Raw genomic sequence first — 17620 nt, 5'->3', positions numbered from 1 at the left:
CGTGCCTCGCTCGTCGGGTACGGACCCGCGCCTACCGGACCGCGTCCACGACCTCCTCGGCGGGTGCGGGCAGCAGCCCGATCGCCCGGTAGGCGGCGTCCACGACCGGCCGCGCCATGGCACGGGCCCGCGCGGCCCCGTCCCGCAGCACCGAATCCACATACACGGGATCCGCACAGAGCGCGTGATGCCGCTCCTGGAGAGGCCTGAGCGTCTCGACCACCGCGTCCGCCGTGTCCTTCTTCAGCGCCCCGTACGAGGAGTACGACGCGCTCAGCGTCTCCGGGTCCCCGCCCACGCAGCCGGCGAGGATCTCCAGCAGATTGGCCAGGCCCGGCCGGGTCTCACGGTCGTAGACGACCTCGCTCCCGCTGTCGGTCACCGCCTGCATCACCTTGCGGCGCACCACGTCGGGCTCGTCGAGCAGATAGACGATCCCCGGCCCGGAATCGTCCGACTTCCCCATTTTCGACGTGGGGTCCTGAAGGCTCATCACCCGCGCGGCCACCTCGGGACGCGTGGCCCGCGGCACCACGAAGGTGTGCCCGTAGCGCTGGTTGAAGCGCACGGCCAGATCCCGGGCCAGCTCGACATGCTGTGTCTGGTCGTCGCCCACCGGTACCTCGTCCGCCGCGTACGCCAGGATGTCCGCCGCCATCAGCGCCGGATAGGTCAGCAGCGACAGCCGTACGCTGCCGCCCCGCTCACGCTCCCGTGCGGACTTCTCGCGGTACTGGATCATCCGCCGCATCTCACCGTCGGTGGCGACGCACTCCATCACCCAGGTCAGCCGGGCGTGCTCGTCGACATGGCTCTGCACGAACACCGTGCACAGCTCCGGATCCAGACCCGAGGCCAGCAGCAGGGTCGCCCCCTGCCGGGTCAGCCGGCGCAGCCGGGCGGGATCGTGGTCCACGGTCATGCCGTGCAGATCGACGATGCAGAACAACGCGTCCGCTCGGTGCTGTTCCACCGCGGCCCACTGCCGCATGGCTCCCAGGTAGTTGCCCAGCGTCAGGTGCCCGGTCGGCTTGACGCCGCTGAAGACCCGAGTCATCTCCACTCCACTTCGTCCCGTCGGGGCCGCCGCTCTCTGCGGCCGCTCCTTCCGGGTTCGGGAGGGAGAAACGCGAACGGCCGCCGAAGCGGCGGCCGTTGATTACGTACGTGAGCGCGGCCGCCGTCAGGCGGCCCACCAGAACTGGGTACACGTACGCGTCGTCATGCCGATCAGACTACGCCCTCCGGCCCCGGGTTGACATGCCGCGACGTGATCCGTAACGTTCTCCGGGCTGTCCGACGTGAGCGTCGACTCCGGTCGGTCCCCGGACGGCCATTCCACAAGTACCAACCTCTACTCGGCTGCTGTCGATCCGGCTGCTGTCGTGTAATTGGCGTGCGTATTTGCGAAATGAGGAATCCGCGTTCGAAAGGGCGCAGACCCCCGATTAGCGCGGGGGGCGGGAATCCGCTAAAGTCTCACTCGTCGGAAGGGCCGAGAGGCCCGGAAGACAACCCCCTCCGACGGGGAATCGGACGCCGAAAGGATCTGATAGAGTCGGAAACACCGAAGGGAAGCCCGGAGGAAAGCCCGAGAGGGTGAGTACGAAGGAAGCGTCCGTTCCTTGAGAACTCAACAGCGTGCCAAAAGTCAACGCCAGATATGTTGATACCCCGTCTCTGGCCGGATCTCCGGTCGGGACGTGGTTCCTTTGAAGAAAAATACAGCGAGGACGCTGTGTACGAGGGGACTATTCCTCCTCTCGTACCGCTCCCGTGAAAAGCATTCACGGAGAGTTTGATCCTGGCTCAGGACGAACGCTGGCGGCGTGCTTAACACATGCAAGTCGAACGATGAACCACTTCGGTGGGGATTAGTGGCGAACGGGTGAGTAACACGTGGGCAATCTGCCCTGCACTCTGGGACAAGCCCTGGAAACGGGGTCTAATACCGGATACGACCTGCCGAGGCATCTCGGCGGGTGGAAAGCTCCGGCGGTGCAGGATGAGCCCGCGGCCTATCAGCTTGTTGGTGAGGTAGTGGCTCACCAAGGCGACGACGGGTAGCCGGCCTGAGAGGGCGACCGGCCACACTGGGACTGAGACACGGCCCAGACTCCTACGGGAGGCAGCAGTGGGGAATATTGCACAATGGGCGAAAGCCTGATGCAGCGACGCCGCGTGAGGGATGACGGCCTTCGGGTTGTAAACCTCTTTCAGCAGGGAAGAAGCGAGAGTGACGGTACCTGCAGAAGAAGCGCCGGCTAACTACGTGCCAGCAGCCGCGGTAATACGTAGGGCGCAAGCGTTGTCCGGAATTATTGGGCGTAAAGAGCTCGTAGGCGGCTTGTCGCGTCGGTTGTGAAAGCCCGGGGCTCAACCCCGGGTCTGCAGTCGATACGGGCAGGCTAGAGTGTGGTAGGGGAGATCGGAATTCCTGGTGTAGCGGTGAAATGCGCAGATATCAGGAGGAACACCGGTGGCGAAGGCGGATCTCTGGGCCATTACTGACGCTGAGGAGCGAAAGCGTGGGGAGCGAACAGGATTAGATACCCTGGTAGTCCACGCCGTAAACGGTGGGAACTAGGTGTTGGCGACATTCCACGTCGTCGGTGCCGCAGCTAACGCATTAAGTTCCCCGCCTGGGGAGTACGGCCGCAAGGCTAAAACTCAAAGGAATTGACGGGGGCCCGCACAAGCAGCGGAGCATGTGGCTTAATTCGACGCAACGCGAAGAACCTTACCAAGGCTTGACATACGCCGGAAAACCCTGGAGACAGGGTCCCCCTTGTGGTCGGTGTACAGGTGGTGCATGGCTGTCGTCAGCTCGTGTCGTGAGATGTTGGGTTAAGTCCCGCAACGAGCGCAACCCTTGTTCTGTGTTGCCAGCATGCCCTTCGGGGTGATGGGGACTCACAGGAGACTGCCGGGGTCAACTCGGAGGAAGGTGGGGACGACGTCAAGTCATCATGCCCCTTATGTCTTGGGCTGCACACGTGCTACAATGGCAGGTACAATGAGCTGCGATGCCGTGAGGCTGAGCGAATCTCAAAAAGCCTGTCTCAGTTCGGATTGGGGTCTGCAACTCGACCCCATGAAGTCGGAGTTGCTAGTAATCGCAGATCAGCATTGCTGCGGTGAATACGTTCCCGGGCCTTGTACACACCGCCCGTCACGTCACGAAAGTCGGTAACACCCGAAGCCGGTGGCCCAACCCCTTGTGGGAGGGAGCTGTCGAAGGTGGGACTGGCGATTGGGACGAAGTCGTAACAAGGTAGCCGTACCGGAAGGTGCGGCTGGATCACCTCCTTTCTAAGGAGCATCTAGCTGCCGTCAGGCAGCCAGAGCCACTACGCCGGCGAATGTCCGGCGGTGGTCAGCTCATGGGTGGAACGTTGACTACTCGGCACGATCTTGATGCTCCCTGTTAGTACTGCTTCGGCGTGGAACACAGTGAGAGCGGAAGGGACGTGTCGGGCACGCTGTTGGGTGTCTGAGGGTGCGAGCGCTGCTCGCCCTTCGGCATGCCGGTCCCAGTGAACTCGCGCGTGTTGGTGCGGGGTGGTGGGTGGCTGGTCGTTGTTTGAGAACTGCACAGTGGACGCGAGCATCTGTGGCCAAGTTTTTAAGGGCGCACGGTGGATGCCTTGGCACCAGGAACCGATGAAGGACGTGGGAGGCCACGATAGTCCCCGGGGAGTCGTCAACCAGGCTTTGATCCGGGGGTTTCCGAATGGGGAAACCCGGCAGTCGTCATGGGCTGTCACCCGCTGCTGAACACATAGGCAGTGTGGAGGGAACGAGGGGAAGTGAAACATCTCAGTACCCTCAGGAAGAGAAAACAACCGTGATTCCGGGAGTAGTGGCGAGCGAAACCGGATGAGGCCAAACCGTATGCGTGTGAGACCCGGCAGGGGTTGCGCATGCGGGGTTGTGGGATCTCTCTTCTGCTGTCTGCCGGCAGCAGGACGAGTCAGAAACCGTTGATGTAGGCGAAGGACATGCGAAAGGTCCGGCGTAGAGGGTAAGACCCCCGTAGCTGAAACGTCAGCGGCTCGTTTGAGAGACACCCAAGTAGCACGGGGCCCGAGAAATCCCGTGTGAATCTGGCGGGACCACCCGCTAAGCCTAAATATTCCCTGGTGACCGATAGCGGATAGTACCGTGAGGGAATGGTGAAAAGTACCCCGGGAGGGGAGTGAAATAGTACCTGAAACCGTGTGCCTACAAGCCGTGGGAGCGTCGGAGTGTGCTTGCACACTCTCGTGACTGCGTGCCTTTTGAAGAATGAGCCTGCGAGTTTGCGGTGTGTTGCGAGGTTAACCCGGGTGGGGTAGCCGTAGCGAAAGCGAGTCCGAAGAGGGCGTTTTAGTAGCATGCTCAAGACCCGAAGCGGAGTGATCTAGCCATGGGCAGGTTGAAGCGGAGGTAAGACTTCGTGGAGGACCGAACCCACCAGGGTTGAAAACCTGGGGGATGACCTGTGGTTAGGGGTGAAAGGCCAATCAAACTCCGTGATAGCTGGTTCTCCCCGAAATGCATTTAGGTGCAGCGTCGTGTGTTTCTTGCCGGAGGTAGAGCACTGGATAGGCGATGGGCCCTACCGGGTTACTGACCTTAGCCAAACTCCGAATGCCGGTAAGTGAGAGCACGGCAGTGAGACTGTGGGGGATAAGCTCCATGGTCGAGAGGGAAACAGCCCAGAGCATCGACTAAGGCCCCTAAGCGTACGCTAAGTGGGAAAGGATGTGGAGTCGCAGAGACAACCAGGAGGTTGGCTTAGAAGCAGCCACCCTTGAAAGAGTGCGTAATAGCTCACTGGTCTAGTGATTCCGCGCCGACAATGTAGCGGGGCTCAAGCGTACCGCCGAAGTCGTGTCATTGCAGTACATACTCCCAACGGAGACTGTGATGGGTAGGGGAGCGTCGTCTGCCGGGTGAAGCAGCCGCGGAAGCGAGTTGTGGACGGTTGACGAGTGAGAATGCAGGCATGAGTAGCGATTCACACGTGAGAAACGTGTGCGCCGATTGACCAAGGGTTCCTGGGTCAAGCTGATCTGCCCAGGGTAAGTCGGGACCTAAGGCGAGGCCGACAGGCGTAGTCGATGGATAACCGGTTGATATTCCGGTACCCGCTGTGACGCGAAAAGCATCGAATCCGGTGATGCTAAGCCCGTGAAGCCGTTCCCTTTCGGTTTACCGTTGGGGAAAGTGGTGGAGCCGGTGATCCGAGCTGGTAGTAGGTGAGCGATGGGGTGACGCAGGAAGGTAGTCCATCCCGGGCGGTGGTTGTCCCGGGGTAAGGGTGTAGGACGAGTGGTAGGTAAATCCGCCGCTCATGTGTCTGAGACCTGATGCCGAGCCGATTGTGGTGAAGTGGATGATCCTATGCTGTCGAGAAAAGCCTCTAGCGAGTTTCATGGCGGCCCGTACCCTAAACCGACTCAGGTGGTCTGGTAGAGAATACCGAGGCGTTCGGGTGAACTATGGTTAAGGAACTCGGCAAAATGCCCCCGTAACTTCGGGAGAAGGGGGGCCACGCCTGGTGAGGGGATTTTCTCCCTGAGCTGGGGGTGGCCGCAGAGACCAGCGAGAAGCGACTGTTTACTAAAAACACAGGTCCGTGCGAAGCCGTAAGGCGATGTATACGGACTGACGCCTGCCCGGTGCTGGAACGTTAAGGGGACCGGTTAGCTCCATTTCGGTGGGGCGAAGCTGAGAACTTAAGCGCCAGTAAACGGCGGTGGTAACTATAACCATCCTAAGGTAGCGAAATTCCTTGTCGGGTAAGTTCCGACCTGCACGAATGGCGTAACGACTTCTCGACTGTCTCAACCATAGGCCCGGTGAAATTGCACTACGAGTAAAGATGCTCGTTTCGCGCAGCAGGACGGAAAGACCCCGGGACCTTTACTACAGTTTGATATTGGTGTTCGGTTCGGCTTGTGTAGGATAGCTGGGAGACTGTGAAACTGCCACGCCAGTGGTGGTGGAGTCGTCGTTGAAATACCAGTCTGGTCGTGCTGGATGTCTAACCTGGGTCCGTGATCCGGATCAGGGACAGTGTCTGATGGGTAGTTTAACTGGGGCGGTTGCCTCCTAAAGAGTAACGGAGGCGCCCAAAGGTTCCCTCAGCCTGGTTGGCAATCAGGTGTTGAGTGTAAGTGCACAAGGGAGCTTGACTGTGAGACCGACGGGTCGAGCAGGGACGAAAGTCGGGACTAGTGATCCGGCGGTGGCTTGTGGAAGCGCCGTCGCTCAACGGATAAAAGGTACCCCGGGGATAACAGGCTGATCTTCCCCAAGAGTCCATATCGACGGGATGGTTTGGCACCTCGATGTCGGCTCGTCGCATCCTGGGGCTGGAGTCGGTCCCAAGGGTTGGGCTGTTCGCCCATTAAAGCGGTACGCGAGCTGGGTTTAGAACGTCGTGAGACAGTTCGGTCCCTATCCGCTGCGCGCGCAGGAGTCTTGAGAAGGGCTGTCCCTAGTACGAGAGGACCGGGACGGACGAACCTCTGGTGTGCCAGTTGTTCTGCCAAGGGCATGGCTGGTTGGCTACGTTCGGGAGGGATAACCGCTGAAAGCATCTAAGCGGGAAGCCTGCTTCGAGATGAGGACTCCCACCCACTTGATGGGGTAAGGCTCCCAGTAGACGACTGGGTTGATAGGCCGGATCTGGAAGCCAGGTAACTGGTGGAGGTGACCGGTACTAATAGGCCGAGGGCTTGTCCTCAGTTGCTCGCGTCCACTGTGTTGGTTCTGAAACCACGAACAGCCCCACGTGCTTTATTGCGTGGTGCGGCTGGACAGTTTCATAGTGTTTCGGTGGTCATAGCGTGAGGGAAACGCCCGGTTACATTCCGAACCCGGAAGCTAAGCCTCACAGCGCCGATGGTACTGCAGGGGGGACCCTGTGGGAGAGTAGGACACCGCCGAACAAGTTTTGATGAAGGGGAAGCCCCCGCACACCATGTGCGGGGGCTTCTCTGTTTGTCGGCTAGGGTCTTGGCCATGCGCTATGACCTGGTCATCTTCGACAACGACGGTGTGCTCGTCGACAGCGAGCTCATCTCCAACCGGCATCTGGCCGGCTACCTCACCGAACTCGGGCACCCCACCTCCCTGGAAGACTCCCTGCGTGACTACAAGGGAGCGGCGGTGCATCGCGTCCACGACCTGGTTATGGAGCGGTCCGGGCAGCGGCTGCCGGAGGATTTCAACGAGGTCTGGGAGTCCCGCGTCCTCGCCTCTTTCGCGCAGGAGTTGGAGCCCATACCCGGGGTCGTCGACGTCCTGGAGAAGCTGACCGCGAACGGGATGCCGTACTGCGTGGCCTCCTCCGCGACCCACGATCGGATCCGCGGAGCGCACCGGAAGACCGGCCTGGACCGGTGGTTCGACGCCTCCCGTTCCTTCAGCGCGCAGGACGTGCGGCGCGGCAAGCCCGCCCCCGATCTCTTCCTCCACGCGGCCGAGCGGATGGGCGTCCCGCCGGAGCGGTGTGTCGTCGTCGAGGACTCCCCGCTCGGCGTCCGAGCGGGCGTGGCGGCCGGGATGAAGGTTCTCGGGTTCACCAACATGACGCCGCCCGAGCAACTGCCCGGCGCCAGTCACTACTTCGCGGACTTCAAGGACCTGGCCGACCTGCTGATATGACCCGTGTCGGGGGACCGACGCTGACATTTGTCATGCCGAGCTGCGGACGATCGTTCCTACTGCCGGACCCGCTCCAGCCGCGAAGCTGAGGGCATGACGACGCAGACGCACATCGAGCAGCAGAACAGCCGCCAGGAGAACGGTTGCCAGGAGAAGGTCCGGCAGGAGAACAGCCAGCAGGTCCAGAAGCCCAGCGTCCGCAAGAACTTCGGGCCCGTCCTGCTGGACGTCGCGGTGCCGATAGGCGCGTACTACCTCCTCAAGGACGCCCTCGGGACGAGCACCTTCGCCGCTCTCGCCTGGAGCAGTCTGGTCCCCGCCGTGCGGACCGCTTGGAGCGTGGTGAAGGAGCGGAAGGCCAACGGGCTGGCTGCCCTCATCCTCGTCGTGAACGTGGTCTCCCTGACGCTCAGTTTCGTCTCCGGCGACCCGCGGCTGATGCTCGCCAAGGACAGCGCGGTCAGCAGCACCATCGGGATCGGGATCCTGGTGTCCGTGGCGCTCGGCAGGCCCATGATGACCGCCGGGCTCAAGCCGTTCGTCGTTCGGGGCGACGAGGCCCGTGAAGCCGCCTGGGAGCGGCTGGCGGGCGGTGCGGCGGAGCGGTCCGCGGCCTTCCTGCGGCTGGAGCGGGTCTTCTCCCTGGTGTGGGGTGCGGTGCTGCTCGCGGAGTGCGTGGTGCGGGTGATCGGCGCCTACACGGTGCCGGTGGACACCATGGTGTGGCTCGGGTCCGTCATCATGATCGCCGCGATGAGCCTCGGCATGGTGGTCGGCGGCGCGGTCGCCGCCAAGCCGATGGCTCGTCTGGTCGCCGCCGCCTGAGTGACGGGAGAGATGCTCGGTGCAGCCGAGCACCTCTCGCACACCCGAAGGTAAAACTGAAGGAAATTCATCTTTGATCGGATCTACCCAGCAGTAGCACGGGGCCCTACGCTCGCCGCCATGACAGATGTGCTGCGGCGCGGCAGGGCCTCGCTGGCGTTCAGCTTCTTCGCCCAGGGCGTTGCGTTCGCTCTCCTCGTGACGCGCATTCCGGCCATCCAGGACCGGTACGGCGTCTCCGACGCGCTGCTGCCCCTCGTCCTCGCCGCCGTGCCGATCCTGGCCGGGGTCGGGAGCGTCACCACGGAGCACTTGGTGAAGCGGGTCCGGCCCAGCCGGCTGCTGCGCTGGTCCCAGCCCGTCGTCCTGCTCGCGCTGGTCGGTGTCGGCTCGGGCGATCGGCTGACCGAACTGGCCCCGGCCCTGGCCGTGTTCGGGCTCACCGTCGGCGCGCTGGACGCCTCGATGAACATGCTCGGGGTGAGCCTGCAGCGGACGTACGGGCGCAGCATCATGCTCAGCTTCCATGCCGCCTACAGCCTGGGCGGGATCCTGGGCGCGTCGCTGGCGTGGGCGGGGGCGCACTGGCATCTGACGCTGTGGGTGTCGTACCTGCCCGTCGTCGTCGTGCTCCTGCCCGCCACCCTCATCGGCAGCCGGTGGTACGTCGACGGAGCGGGAGCGCTGGCGGCCGGAGCGGGAGCGGTGGCGGCCGGGCCCCAGGAGACGCACCCCGAGGCCGTGGGCGGGGGCATACCCGGTGGAGGCATCGTCTTCAAGCTGCTGATGCCTCTCTGCCTCGTCATGACCTTCGCCTACATCGGTGACTCCACCGTCTCCAACTGGAGTGCCAAGTACCTCCAGGACACCCTCGGCAGTTCCGAGCAGCTCGCGACGCTGCCGTACAACGTGTACATGGTGACCACGCTGCTGGGGCGCACCATCGGGGACCTCGGGGTGCGGCGCTTCGGTGCGGTGGCCGTCGTACGGCTGGGGGCGCTGGTGGCGGCGCTGGGGTTCGGGGTGGTGGCCACGGCGCCCGGGCCGTGGGTCGGGATGCTCGGGTTCACACTGCTGGGCCTGGGGCTGTGCGTCCTGGTGCCGCAGACCTTCGCGGCGGCCGGGCGGCTGTTCCCGCAGGCCTCGGACGCGGCGATCGCGCGGCTCAACATCTTCAACTACGTCGGTTTCCTGGTCGGCTCGCCCCTCGTCGGCACGCTGGGGGACGTCTGGAGCTACCGCGGAGCCATGCTGGTACCGATGGTGCTCGTGCTGGCGACGTTGGCCTATGCCCACTCGTTCGCGGCGCGAGGGGAAAGATACGGTGAAGGCCATGAGCGGCCGCACACAGCTGATGTGGGACGAGGCAGTAACCGGCTATGACTTCGGCCGGGACCATCCGATGGACCCGGTCCGGCTCGCGCTGACCCGGGGCCTGGTGGACGCCCTCGGGCTGGACCGCGCGGTCGAGGTGGTGACCGCCAAGCCCGCCGGCGAGTCCACGCTGCGCTTGGTGCACCGGCAGGACTACATCGACGCGGTGAAGGCCGCGTCGGCGGATCCGCGCACGGCGGACCCGTCGTACGGGCTCGGGACGATGGACGATCCGGCGTTCGCCGGGATGCACGACGTGTCCGCGCTGATCGCCGGTCAGTCGGTGGGCGCGGCCGAGTCGGTGTGGCGCGGGGACGCGCTGCACGCGGTGAACTTCGCGGGCGGCCTGCACCACGCGATGCCGGGCGGCGCCTCGGGGTTCTGCATCTACAACGACGCCGCCCTCGCCATCGCCCGGCTGCTGGAGCTGGGCGTGCAGCGGGTCGCGTACGTGGATGTCGACGTGCATCACGGGGACGGGGTGCAGGCGGCGTTCTGGGAGGACCCGCGCGTTCTGACGATCTCCCTGCATGAGCACCCGCGGACCTTGTTCCCGCAGACCGGGTGGCCGGAGGAGACCGGCGCGGAGGCCGCCGAGGGCGCGGCGGTCAATCTGGCGCTGCCGGCCGGGACCGGGGATGCGGGGTGGCTGCGGGCCTTCCACGCGGTGGTGCCCGAGCTGCTCGCCGACTTCCGGCCACAGGTGCTGGTCACCCAGCACGGCGCCGACACCCACTTCGAGGACCCGCTGGCCCACCTGGCGGTGTCGCTGGACGCCCAGCGGGCGGTGCAGGTGGCCTGCCACGAGCTGGCCCACGAGCACGCCGACGGGAAGTGGATCGCGCTGGGCGGCGGCGGATACGCGGTGGTGGAGGTCGTACCGCGGTCGTGGACGCATCTGGTGGGGATCGCGGCGGGGCGGCCGGTCTCGCCGGAGACGGTGATCCCGGAGAGCTGGCGGCAGGAGGCGTACGCGCTGACGAGGCAGCTGGGGCCTATGCGGATGACCGACGGGCGGTGGCCGGTGCGGTGGGCCGAGTGGGAGGCGGGGTACGACCCTGCGGATCGGATCGATCAGGCGGTGCTGGCTACTCGGCGGGCGGTATTTCCGCTGCGGGGGTTGTTGCCGTAGCACTGCCGCAGCCGTAGCACTGCCGCAGCCGTACGACGGCGGGCCTCGACGAGGTCGGCGTGCGCCGTGCTGATCGATCTCGGGTCGGAACGGGCATGTCGTCTGCGGGACTTGCTCTGAATCGTGACCGGTGGGTGTGCGGTTTCGGTCGTTTCGCGGGCGGGTTCGGGCCATGATGTGAGTGCTGCCGTCCGGCGGGTGGCGTCTGGCGAGGGTGCTGGGTGCGGCCGTGGGGGCGGTGGGCCGGGATCTGAGGGCGCCCGGCGCTGTGGGCTGTGCCCACCCGTTCCTCCCCCAAGCTCTTCGAGCAGGGGGGACCCCCGTGCGGAACGATTGCCCACAGCGGGGCCTGCGGCGGGGGCGGATGCCCACAGCGGGGCCTGCGGCGGGGGCGGATGCCCACAGCGGGGCCTGCGGCGGGGGCGGATGCCCACAGCGGGGTCCGTGGCGGGGGCCGTGGCGTGGGCCGGTGGCCGCAGCTGGGTCCGTGGCGGGGGCCGGTGGCCACTGCGGGGCAGGGGGCGGGCAAGGGTGGCGGGGTGTCTGGTGGTCGCGGGGTCGGCGGTATGTGTGGGCTGGCTGCGCTTGGCGTAGGGTCGTTGTGTCGACAAAACGACCCGGTTCGGTCTACGTCTGCGCAACCGTGATGACGTACGAGGAGTCCCGCCCGTCCGCGCGGGTGGGGCGGAACGCACCGGTTGTGAGACCGGCGCACATGGTTCGGCGCCGGTCCCGGTTCGCGCCGCGCGCGGCAGGTTCGCCACCGGGTGCGGATCGTCGTCCGGGGCGGCCGGCGGAGGGTGCGGCTGGGGGTGCGGAGCAGGTCAGGCGGGGTGTGGGGCAGGCGAGCCGGGTGGCACCGGCGGTCCCGGGCCGGTCCTGGGTGGGAGGGAGGGGCGCGTGTCCGTCGCCGTTCCACTTGATGACGGGGTGTGGTTCACTCACCGTCTGTCGCTGACCCGCTACGTACTCAATCGAGCGTGTCTGTCACAGTAGGCCGCCGATGGGTGCACCTCTTCCCCACTCGCATCACCCGCCCCTACATTGGGGAGTGAGCACGCAACGACGAAGAGTCACCGGAAGGGGAAGCCGGTGGCCGTCGAGTGCGGAAGGTTCAGGTGTGTCATGGCTGCAGCTGGCGAGAGGCCTCTGAACGAGGTTCAGTTCCTTACCGTGGCGGAAGTCGCCTCGGTGATGCGAGTGTCGAAGATGACCGTGTACCGGTTGGTGCACAGCGGTCATCTGCCCGCGATCCGGGTGGGGCGGTCCTTCCGCGTCCCCGAGCAAGCGGTTCACGAATACCTCCGTGAGAGCTACGTGGGGGTGGAAACCGCCTGACGACAGCACAGAGCCAGGAGGGTCGGGAAGTTGGGGGGCCGGGGGGCCGGTCAAGTCTGGCCTGCCGGGGGATCCGGGGTCCGTGTGCCGGGCCCGAACAGAGGCGCTACCGGGTATTTCTGGATCCCCGGCCCCTCGATTTCAAGCGCGATGCATCGGCGGGGTAGGCTAGCCCCTCGTAGGTCGTGTGGGCCCATGGCGCCCAAACACCGAGTGATGAGAAGTGAGCGAGGGTTGTCGTGGGCTCTGTGATCAAGAAGCGGCGGAAGCGGATGGCGAAGAAGAAGCACCGCAAGCTGCTCAAGCGCACGCGCGTTCAGCGTCGCAACAAGAAGTGAGTCGCCAGCCGTAGGCGGCGCGGCCGGTGTGTTCCGGCTCCGCGGTACGCCGTACGGCCGACTCGGCGCGACGCGAGCGTGTCTGTGGCCCTCCACCGCACCGGTGGGGGGCCACACGCGTGTCCTGACAGCCCTGTTGGACCCATTGCCGTGCTGGTAAGTGTTGCGGTTACGTCGTGCGTCCGGGGGTCATCACGGCGCAACATCGACCCGCTAACTTGGCCCGGGGCGGGGGAACACGGCAGGGTACGAACGTGGGAACGACAAGGGCGGCAGCTTCCGCACCATCCGTACCACCCGCATCATCCGTACCGGCTGAAGGAAGGCGCTGATCGTGGGCAAGGTCGTGCTCGTGACCGGAGTGGCCCGTCAACTGGGTGGCCGCTTCGTACGCCGGATCCAGCGTGACCCCCAGGTCGACCGGGTGATCGCCGTGGACGCGGTGCAGCCCGAGCACCACCTGGGCGGCGCCGACTTCATCCGCGCCGACATCCGCCAGCCCACCATCGGGCGGGTGCTCGCCGAGACGGGCGCCGACACGGTCGTCCACATGGACGTCACGGGGATGGCGCTGGGCAGCGGCAGCCGGACCACGGTCAAGGAGACCAACGTCATCGGGACGATGCAGCTCCTCGGCGCCTGCCAGAAGTCCCCGAACGTGAAGCGGCTGGTGGTGAAGTCCAGCACCAATGTCTACGGGTCGGCGTCGCGCGATCCGGCCGTGTTCACCGAGACCACCGCGCCCAAATCGCTGCCCAGCGGCGGCTTCGCCAAGGACACGGTCGAGGTCGAGGGCTATGTGCGCGGCTTCGCCCGGCGGCGGCCGGACGTGGCGGTGTGCGTGCTGCGCTTCGCCAACATCCTGGGGCCCACCGCCGACACCCCGCTCGCCTCGTACTTCTCACTGCCCGTCCTGCCGACCGTCTTCGGCTACGACCCGCGGCTCCAGTTCGTGCACGAGGACGATGTGATCGAGGTGATGCGGATCGGCTCCCACGAGCCGGTGCGCGGCACACTCAACAGCGGCACCTTCAACATCGCCGGCGACGGCGTCCTGCTGCTCTCCCAGTGCTCCCGGCGGCTCGGCCGCCCCACGGTCCCGCTGCTGCTGCCCGCCGTCACCTGGGCCGGTTCCATGGTGCGTACGCTGGGCATGACGGATTTCTCGCCCGAGCAGATCCGGCTGCTCACCCATGGCCGGGTCGTCGCCACGGACCAGATGCGCGAGACGCTGGGATTCAGGCCGAAGTACACCACCGCGGAGACGTTCGCGGACTTCGCACGCAGCCGGGGCCCGGGGCTGCTGCCCCCTCAGGCCCTCGCGGGGGCCGTCGACCGGATCGCCGCGCTGGCCGTACGGGGCAGCGGTGGCCACGCCCCGACGCAGAGCGCCAACTGAGGAGCGCATCAACGATGGCGGACGCCAAGGTCATTCCGTTCGACGACGATCGGTCCCGCGGAAGTGCCGCGCCGCGGCCGTCCCGGCGCCGCGGCGCGTTCAGCCGCCGAAAGGGCGGCGATGCGGCGACGGTGCGCGAGGTCCAGCCGCTGCCGGGCAGCGGGCAGGATGATGTTCCTGTGACCCGTGAGGAACCCGAGCAGCAGCCGTCCGAGCAGCCGGAGGATTCCGGCACCGGCACCGGTGACGGCGGCCTGGAGCGCCGTATCGCCGGTGGTCTGGCCTTCCTGCGCCGCCGCCTCACCGGGGACTACGACGTCGACGACTTCGGTTACGACGAGGAGCTCACCGACCAGGTCCTGATGTCGGTGCTGCGCCCGGTGTACGAGAAGTACTTCCGGGTCGAGGTGAAGGGCGTCGAGAACATCCCGGCCGAGGGCGGCGCGCTGATCGTCGCCAACCACTCCGGGACGATGCCGCTGGACGGTCTGATGATGCAGGTCGCCGTGCACGACCATCATCCCGCGGGGCGTCATCTGCGACTGCTGGCGGCCGACTTGGTGTTCGTCCTGCCGGTGGTCAACGAACTCGCCCGCAAGCTGGGCCACACCCTCGCCTGCACTGAGGACGCCGAGCGGCTGCTGGGGCAGGGCGAGCTCGTCGGGGTGATGCCGGAGGGCTTCAAGGGCATCGGGAAACCGTTCGGCGACCGCTACAAGCTCCAGCGCTTCGGGCGCGGCGGCTTTGTGTCGACGGCGCTGCGGCAGGGCGCCCCGATCGTGCCGTGCTCGATCGTCGGGGCCGAGGAGATCTACCCGATGATCGGCAACGCCAAGACGCTGGCGCGGCTGCTGGGCTTCCCGTACTTCCCGCTCACGCCCACCTTCCCCTGGCTCGGCCCGCTGGGCGCGATTCCGCTGCCGACGAAGTGGACCATCCAGTTCGGTGAGCCGATCCGCACGGACGGCTATCCGCCGGAGGCGGCGGACGACCCGATGCTGATGTTCAACCTGACCGACCAGGTGCGCGAGCAGATCCAGCACACGCTGTACAAGCTGCTGGTGCAGCGCCGGTCGGTGTTCTTCTGAGGGCCGTCCGGTACGCGGTTCTACCGGTCGTTCCGGTCGTTCCGGTACGTGGTTCTACGGCGCTGGGGTGCGCCCCAGCGCCGTAGAACCGTACGGCCGTACGCGGACCGTACGGCCGTACGCGGACCGTACGGCCGTACTCGGAGTGCTGCTGCTCCCTAGTTGGCCCCGTCGCTGTCGATCCCCAGCCCTGGGAGCAGGCCCGGGAGGAGGGGCGGGAGGGTGACGTCGGGGGCGTTCGGGCTGCTGGCCGACGGGGAGGCGCTGCCCGTCGACTTGGGCGGGTCGAGCAGACCGCCCGTGCTGCCGCCGAGCAGTCCGTCGCCGGAGCCACGGGTGGACGTGGCGCTGGGGCTGCCCTTGCCCGTGTGGCTGCCGGACGACGAGCCGCTGCTGGGCTCGGTCGAGCGGTGAGCGCCGCCGGACGGGGTGGAACCCTGTGACGCACCGGAGTCCGTGGGCCCGCCCGTGCTGCCGCCCCCGGCAGGGGTCTGCGGGAGCAGCGACTGGAGGGGCGCGACCTCCTGGTCTATGGCGTCGAACACCGACGACACCTGTCGGCTGACGTCGCCGAGCTGTACGGGCAGTCGGTCGCGCAGCGCGCCCCAGGCCTCGCGGTGGGACTGCGAGAAGGCGGACAGCGCCTGGATGGGGCCCAGGGAGTCGGGGTTGCGCTCGTAGGCCTCGTGGAGCAGCCGGTGGCCCTCGGAGACATCGCGCTGCATCCCGGTCAGAGTGCGGCGGATCTCGCCCACCGACTCATGGTCGAGGTGTCCGCCGCGGCCCCGCTCCATCAGCCGCCGGGCCTCGCTGAGCCGGGTCGACGCCTGGTCGAGATAGGTCCGGCCGCGCTCGTCGTTGCCGTCGGACAGATAGTTGAGCTTGAAGTCCTCGATGCCCCGCTTGAGGCCGTAGAGCGAATCACCGGGCAGGGCGCTGGAGCTGGCAGCGGCGACTCCGCCGAATGCGCTCGCCGCGACCCCGACACTGAGCCCGCCCGCGGCGAGGCCCTTGGTCAGCCGGGAGCGCGGCCGGAGCTTTCCCAGGCCGGTGGCCCGGTGGGCGGCTCTGCGGTGGGAGCGCTGCCCGGGCAGCACGGCCTCCGCCGCCTCGCCCTCGGCGGTGCCCTTCAGCATGGCCTCCATGGCGGCCACGAGCTGGGCCCGCTGGACGACCTTGACCTCCGGGTCGAACTCCGGTCCGGGCAGCTCGGTGAGACCTCTGGCGAGGGCCAGCAGCCGGCCCTGCTCGGTCCGCTCCGCAGCGGCCGGGGCCGGTGCCGATCCTTCGTCCTGCTCGGCCGCCGGGCCCCGGTCGGACTCGTCTTCCAGGGCCTGGGCGAAGGCGTTCGCCCGCCGGTGCGCCGATACGTTCGCGATCACTGGCGGCACCTCCTCTCGTCATGACGGTCGACTCCCCGGGGTTTCTCGGGGTTGCACGCCGCGCACCGCGGCCACCCGATCGAGTGATCGGCGGCGGTCACGACGTGACCATAGGGAGCCTGTATCCCGCACAACGACTGGCGCGGCACTTGGGTTACGGACGCGGGGGCAACGGATCCGGAAGTCAACGGGCCTTCACTGAAGGTGAGTTGAGAACTACTGAAAGTGATCGTCGGTCGTCGGGTGGTTCAGCGGGCGTCGTCGGGCAGCAGCCGGGCCAACGAGCGGACGGCGCGGTACTGGAGGGTCTTGATGGCGCCCTCGTTCTTGCCCATCACCCGGGCCGTCTCGGCGACGGAGAACCCCTGGAGGAAGCGGAGTGTCACGCACTCCTGCTGCTGCGGGTTGAGCTGCCGTACGGCGTCGAGGAGGGCGTCGTTGGAGAGCGACTCCAGGACGGAGTCCTCCGGGGAGCGCGCGACCTCGTTGGCGTCGAGCATCTCGCCGGTGGTCACCTCCAGCCGGAAGCGGCTGGACTTGAAGTGGTCGGCGACCAGATTGCGGGCGATGGTGACCAGCCAGGCCCCGAAGTCGCGGCCCTGCCAGGTGAAGGTGCCGATACGGCGCAGCGCCCGCAGGAACGTCTCACTGGTGAGGTCCTCGGCGGTCGCCTTGCTGTTCACCCGGTAGTAGATGAACCGGTAGACGGTGTCGCTGTACTGGTCGTAGAGGCGGCCGAAGGCTTCGGCCTCACCGGCCTGGGCGCGCTCCACGAGGTCCATCATGCGGGCGCTGTCGCTGTCGGCGGCCGGGCGGCGCGCGGCGGCGGCCTGGCCGGTGGTGCGGCCCCGCCTGCCGACGGTGGCGCCGCCCTCCGCCAGTGCGTAGCACGGGCCGGCCGGTGCGGGGGCGACGAAGGCGGGGACGCCGTACGCGGTGGGGACGCAGCCGCGCAACAGATGCTGCAGCGTCGCGACCCTTGCGCGCAGCGTAGCCAGGCCCGAGGCGTCAACCCCGACGTGTGGGTACACGGGACTCCCAGAGGCAGAGCTTCCATCACGTGCAGTACGGGACCATTCACCCGT

The 17620-nt window shown here is 66.5% G+C and carries 11 protein-coding genes, 3 rRNA genes and 1 pseudogene; 12 read left to right on the top strand and 3 right to left on the bottom strand.

Annotation, left to right across the window (positions count from 1 at the left end):
• Positions 1-31: 31 nt before the first annotated feature.
• A complete protein-coding gene (gene trpS / locus ACSYGN_RS17410) occupies positions 32-1057 on the bottom strand; it encodes a tryptophan--tRNA ligase (protein ID WP_460396600.1) in 1026 nt (341 codons plus the stop codon).
• Between the two features lie 729 nt (positions 1058-1786).
• On the opposite strand from trpS, the gene ACSYGN_RS17405 reads away from it, so the two are divergent.
• From ACSYGN_RS17405 to ACSYGN_RS17350, 12 genes and pseudogenes are all read left to right on the top strand, one after another.
• A 16S ribosomal RNA gene (locus ACSYGN_RS17405) occupies positions 1787-3312 on the top strand.
• Positions 3313-3615: 303 nt separating this feature from the next.
• Positions 3616-6736 (top strand): 23S ribosomal RNA (locus ACSYGN_RS17400).
• Positions 6737-6824: 88 nt separating this feature from the next.
• A 5S ribosomal RNA gene (gene rrf, locus ACSYGN_RS17395) occupies positions 6825-6941 on the top strand.
• The 16S, 23S and 5S rRNA genes sit together here, the layout of an rRNA operon.
• A gap of 73 nt (positions 6942-7014) precedes the next feature.
• Positions 7015-7659 (top strand): HAD family hydrolase, encoded by a 645-nt coding sequence (locus tag ACSYGN_RS17390; RefSeq protein ID WP_460396598.1) that lies wholly within the window; start codon positions 7015-7017, stop codon positions 7657-7659.
• Between the two features lie 219 nt (positions 7660-7878).
• Positions 7879-8484, top strand: a complete 606-nt coding sequence (locus tag ACSYGN_RS17385) for a VC0807 family protein (RefSeq protein ID WP_460403531.1) — start codon at positions 7879-7881, stop codon at positions 8482-8484.
• Positions 8485-8604: 120 nt separating this feature from the next.
• Complete coding sequence (locus ACSYGN_RS17380) at positions 8605-9867, top strand: MFS transporter (protein ID WP_460396596.1); 1263 nt, start codon at positions 8605-8607, stop codon at positions 9865-9867.
• The gene (locus ACSYGN_RS17375; RefSeq protein ID WP_460396594.1) at positions 9818-10990 is read left to right on the top strand and encodes an acetoin utilization protein AcuC; all 1173 of its coding nucleotides are present in this window, start codon (positions 9818-9820) and stop codon (positions 10988-10990) included. Before ACSYGN_RS17380 ends, ACSYGN_RS17375 begins: the two co-directional genes overlap by 50 nt.
• Positions 10991-11596: 606 nt before the next feature.
• A pseudogene (locus ACSYGN_RS17370) lies at positions 11597-11986 on the top strand (phosphatase); the annotation flags it as partial.
• 129 nt (positions 11987-12115) lie between these two features.
• Entirely contained in the window at positions 12116-12328 is a 213-nt protein-coding gene (locus ACSYGN_RS17365) for a helix-turn-helix domain-containing protein (protein WP_004984898.1), read from the top strand.
• A 239-nt stretch (positions 12329-12567) separates the two neighbouring features.
• Positions 12568-12666 (top strand): 30S ribosomal protein bS22, encoded by a 99-nt coding sequence (locus ACSYGN_RS17360; protein ID WP_003948845.1) that lies wholly within the window; start codon positions 12568-12570, stop codon positions 12664-12666.
• A 334-nt stretch (positions 12667-13000) separates the two neighbouring features.
• Positions 13001-14065, top strand: coding sequence for an NAD-dependent epimerase/dehydratase family protein (locus tag ACSYGN_RS17355; protein ID WP_460396592.1), 1065 nt, complete (start codon positions 13001-13003; stop codon positions 14063-14065).
• A gap of 14 nt (positions 14066-14079) precedes the next feature.
• Positions 14080-15153: a lysophospholipid acyltransferase family protein gene (locus ACSYGN_RS17350; protein WP_460396590.1), complete on the top strand. Its 1074-nt coding sequence runs from the start codon at positions 14080-14082 to the stop codon at positions 15151-15153.
• A gap of 158 nt (positions 15154-15311) precedes the next feature.
• On the opposite strand, the gene ACSYGN_RS17345 is transcribed toward ACSYGN_RS17350, so the two are convergent.
• Both ACSYGN_RS17345 and ACSYGN_RS17340 read right to left on the bottom strand, forming a co-directional pair.
• A complete protein-coding gene (locus ACSYGN_RS17345; RefSeq protein ID WP_460396588.1) occupies positions 15312-16535 on the bottom strand; it encodes a DUF5667 domain-containing protein in 1224 nt (407 codons plus the stop codon).
• A gap of 248 nt (positions 16536-16783) precedes the next feature.
• Positions 16784-17566, bottom strand: a complete 783-nt coding sequence (locus ACSYGN_RS17340) for an ECF subfamily RNA polymerase sigma factor, BldN family (RefSeq protein WP_460396586.1) — start codon at positions 17564-17566, stop codon at positions 16784-16786.
• Between the last annotated feature and the right edge of the window lie 54 nt (positions 17567-17620).

Source organism: Streptomyces sp. YIM S03343 (assembly GCF_054729195.1).
The sequence above is the reverse complement of the archived record's forward strand: the minus strand, read 5'-3'. Positions and strand labels throughout refer to the sequence as shown.

Excerpts from the sequence above, each read along its gene's own strand:
- trpS (WP_460396600.1), bottom strand. The coding sequence starts at position 1,057 with ATGACTCGGGTCTTCAGCGGCGTCAAGCCGACCGGGCACCTGACGCTG.
- ACSYGN_RS17390 (WP_460396598.1), top strand. The coding sequence starts at position 7,015 with ATGCGCTATGACCTGGTCATCTTCGACAACGACGGTGTGCTCGTCGAC.
- ACSYGN_RS17380 (WP_460396596.1), top strand. The coding sequence starts at position 8,605 with ATGACAGATGTGCTGCGGCGCGGCAGGGCCTCGCTGGCGTTCAGCTTC.
- ACSYGN_RS17375 (WP_460396594.1), top strand. The coding sequence starts at position 9,818 with ATGAGCGGCCGCACACAGCTGATGTGGGACGAGGCAGTAACCGGCTAT.
- ACSYGN_RS17365 (WP_004984898.1), top strand. The coding sequence starts at position 12,116 with ATGGCTGCAGCTGGCGAGAGGCCTCTGAACGAGGTTCAGTTCCTTACC.
- ACSYGN_RS17350 (WP_460396590.1), top strand. The coding sequence starts at position 14,080 with ATGGCGGACGCCAAGGTCATTCCGTTCGACGACGATCGGTCCCGCGGA.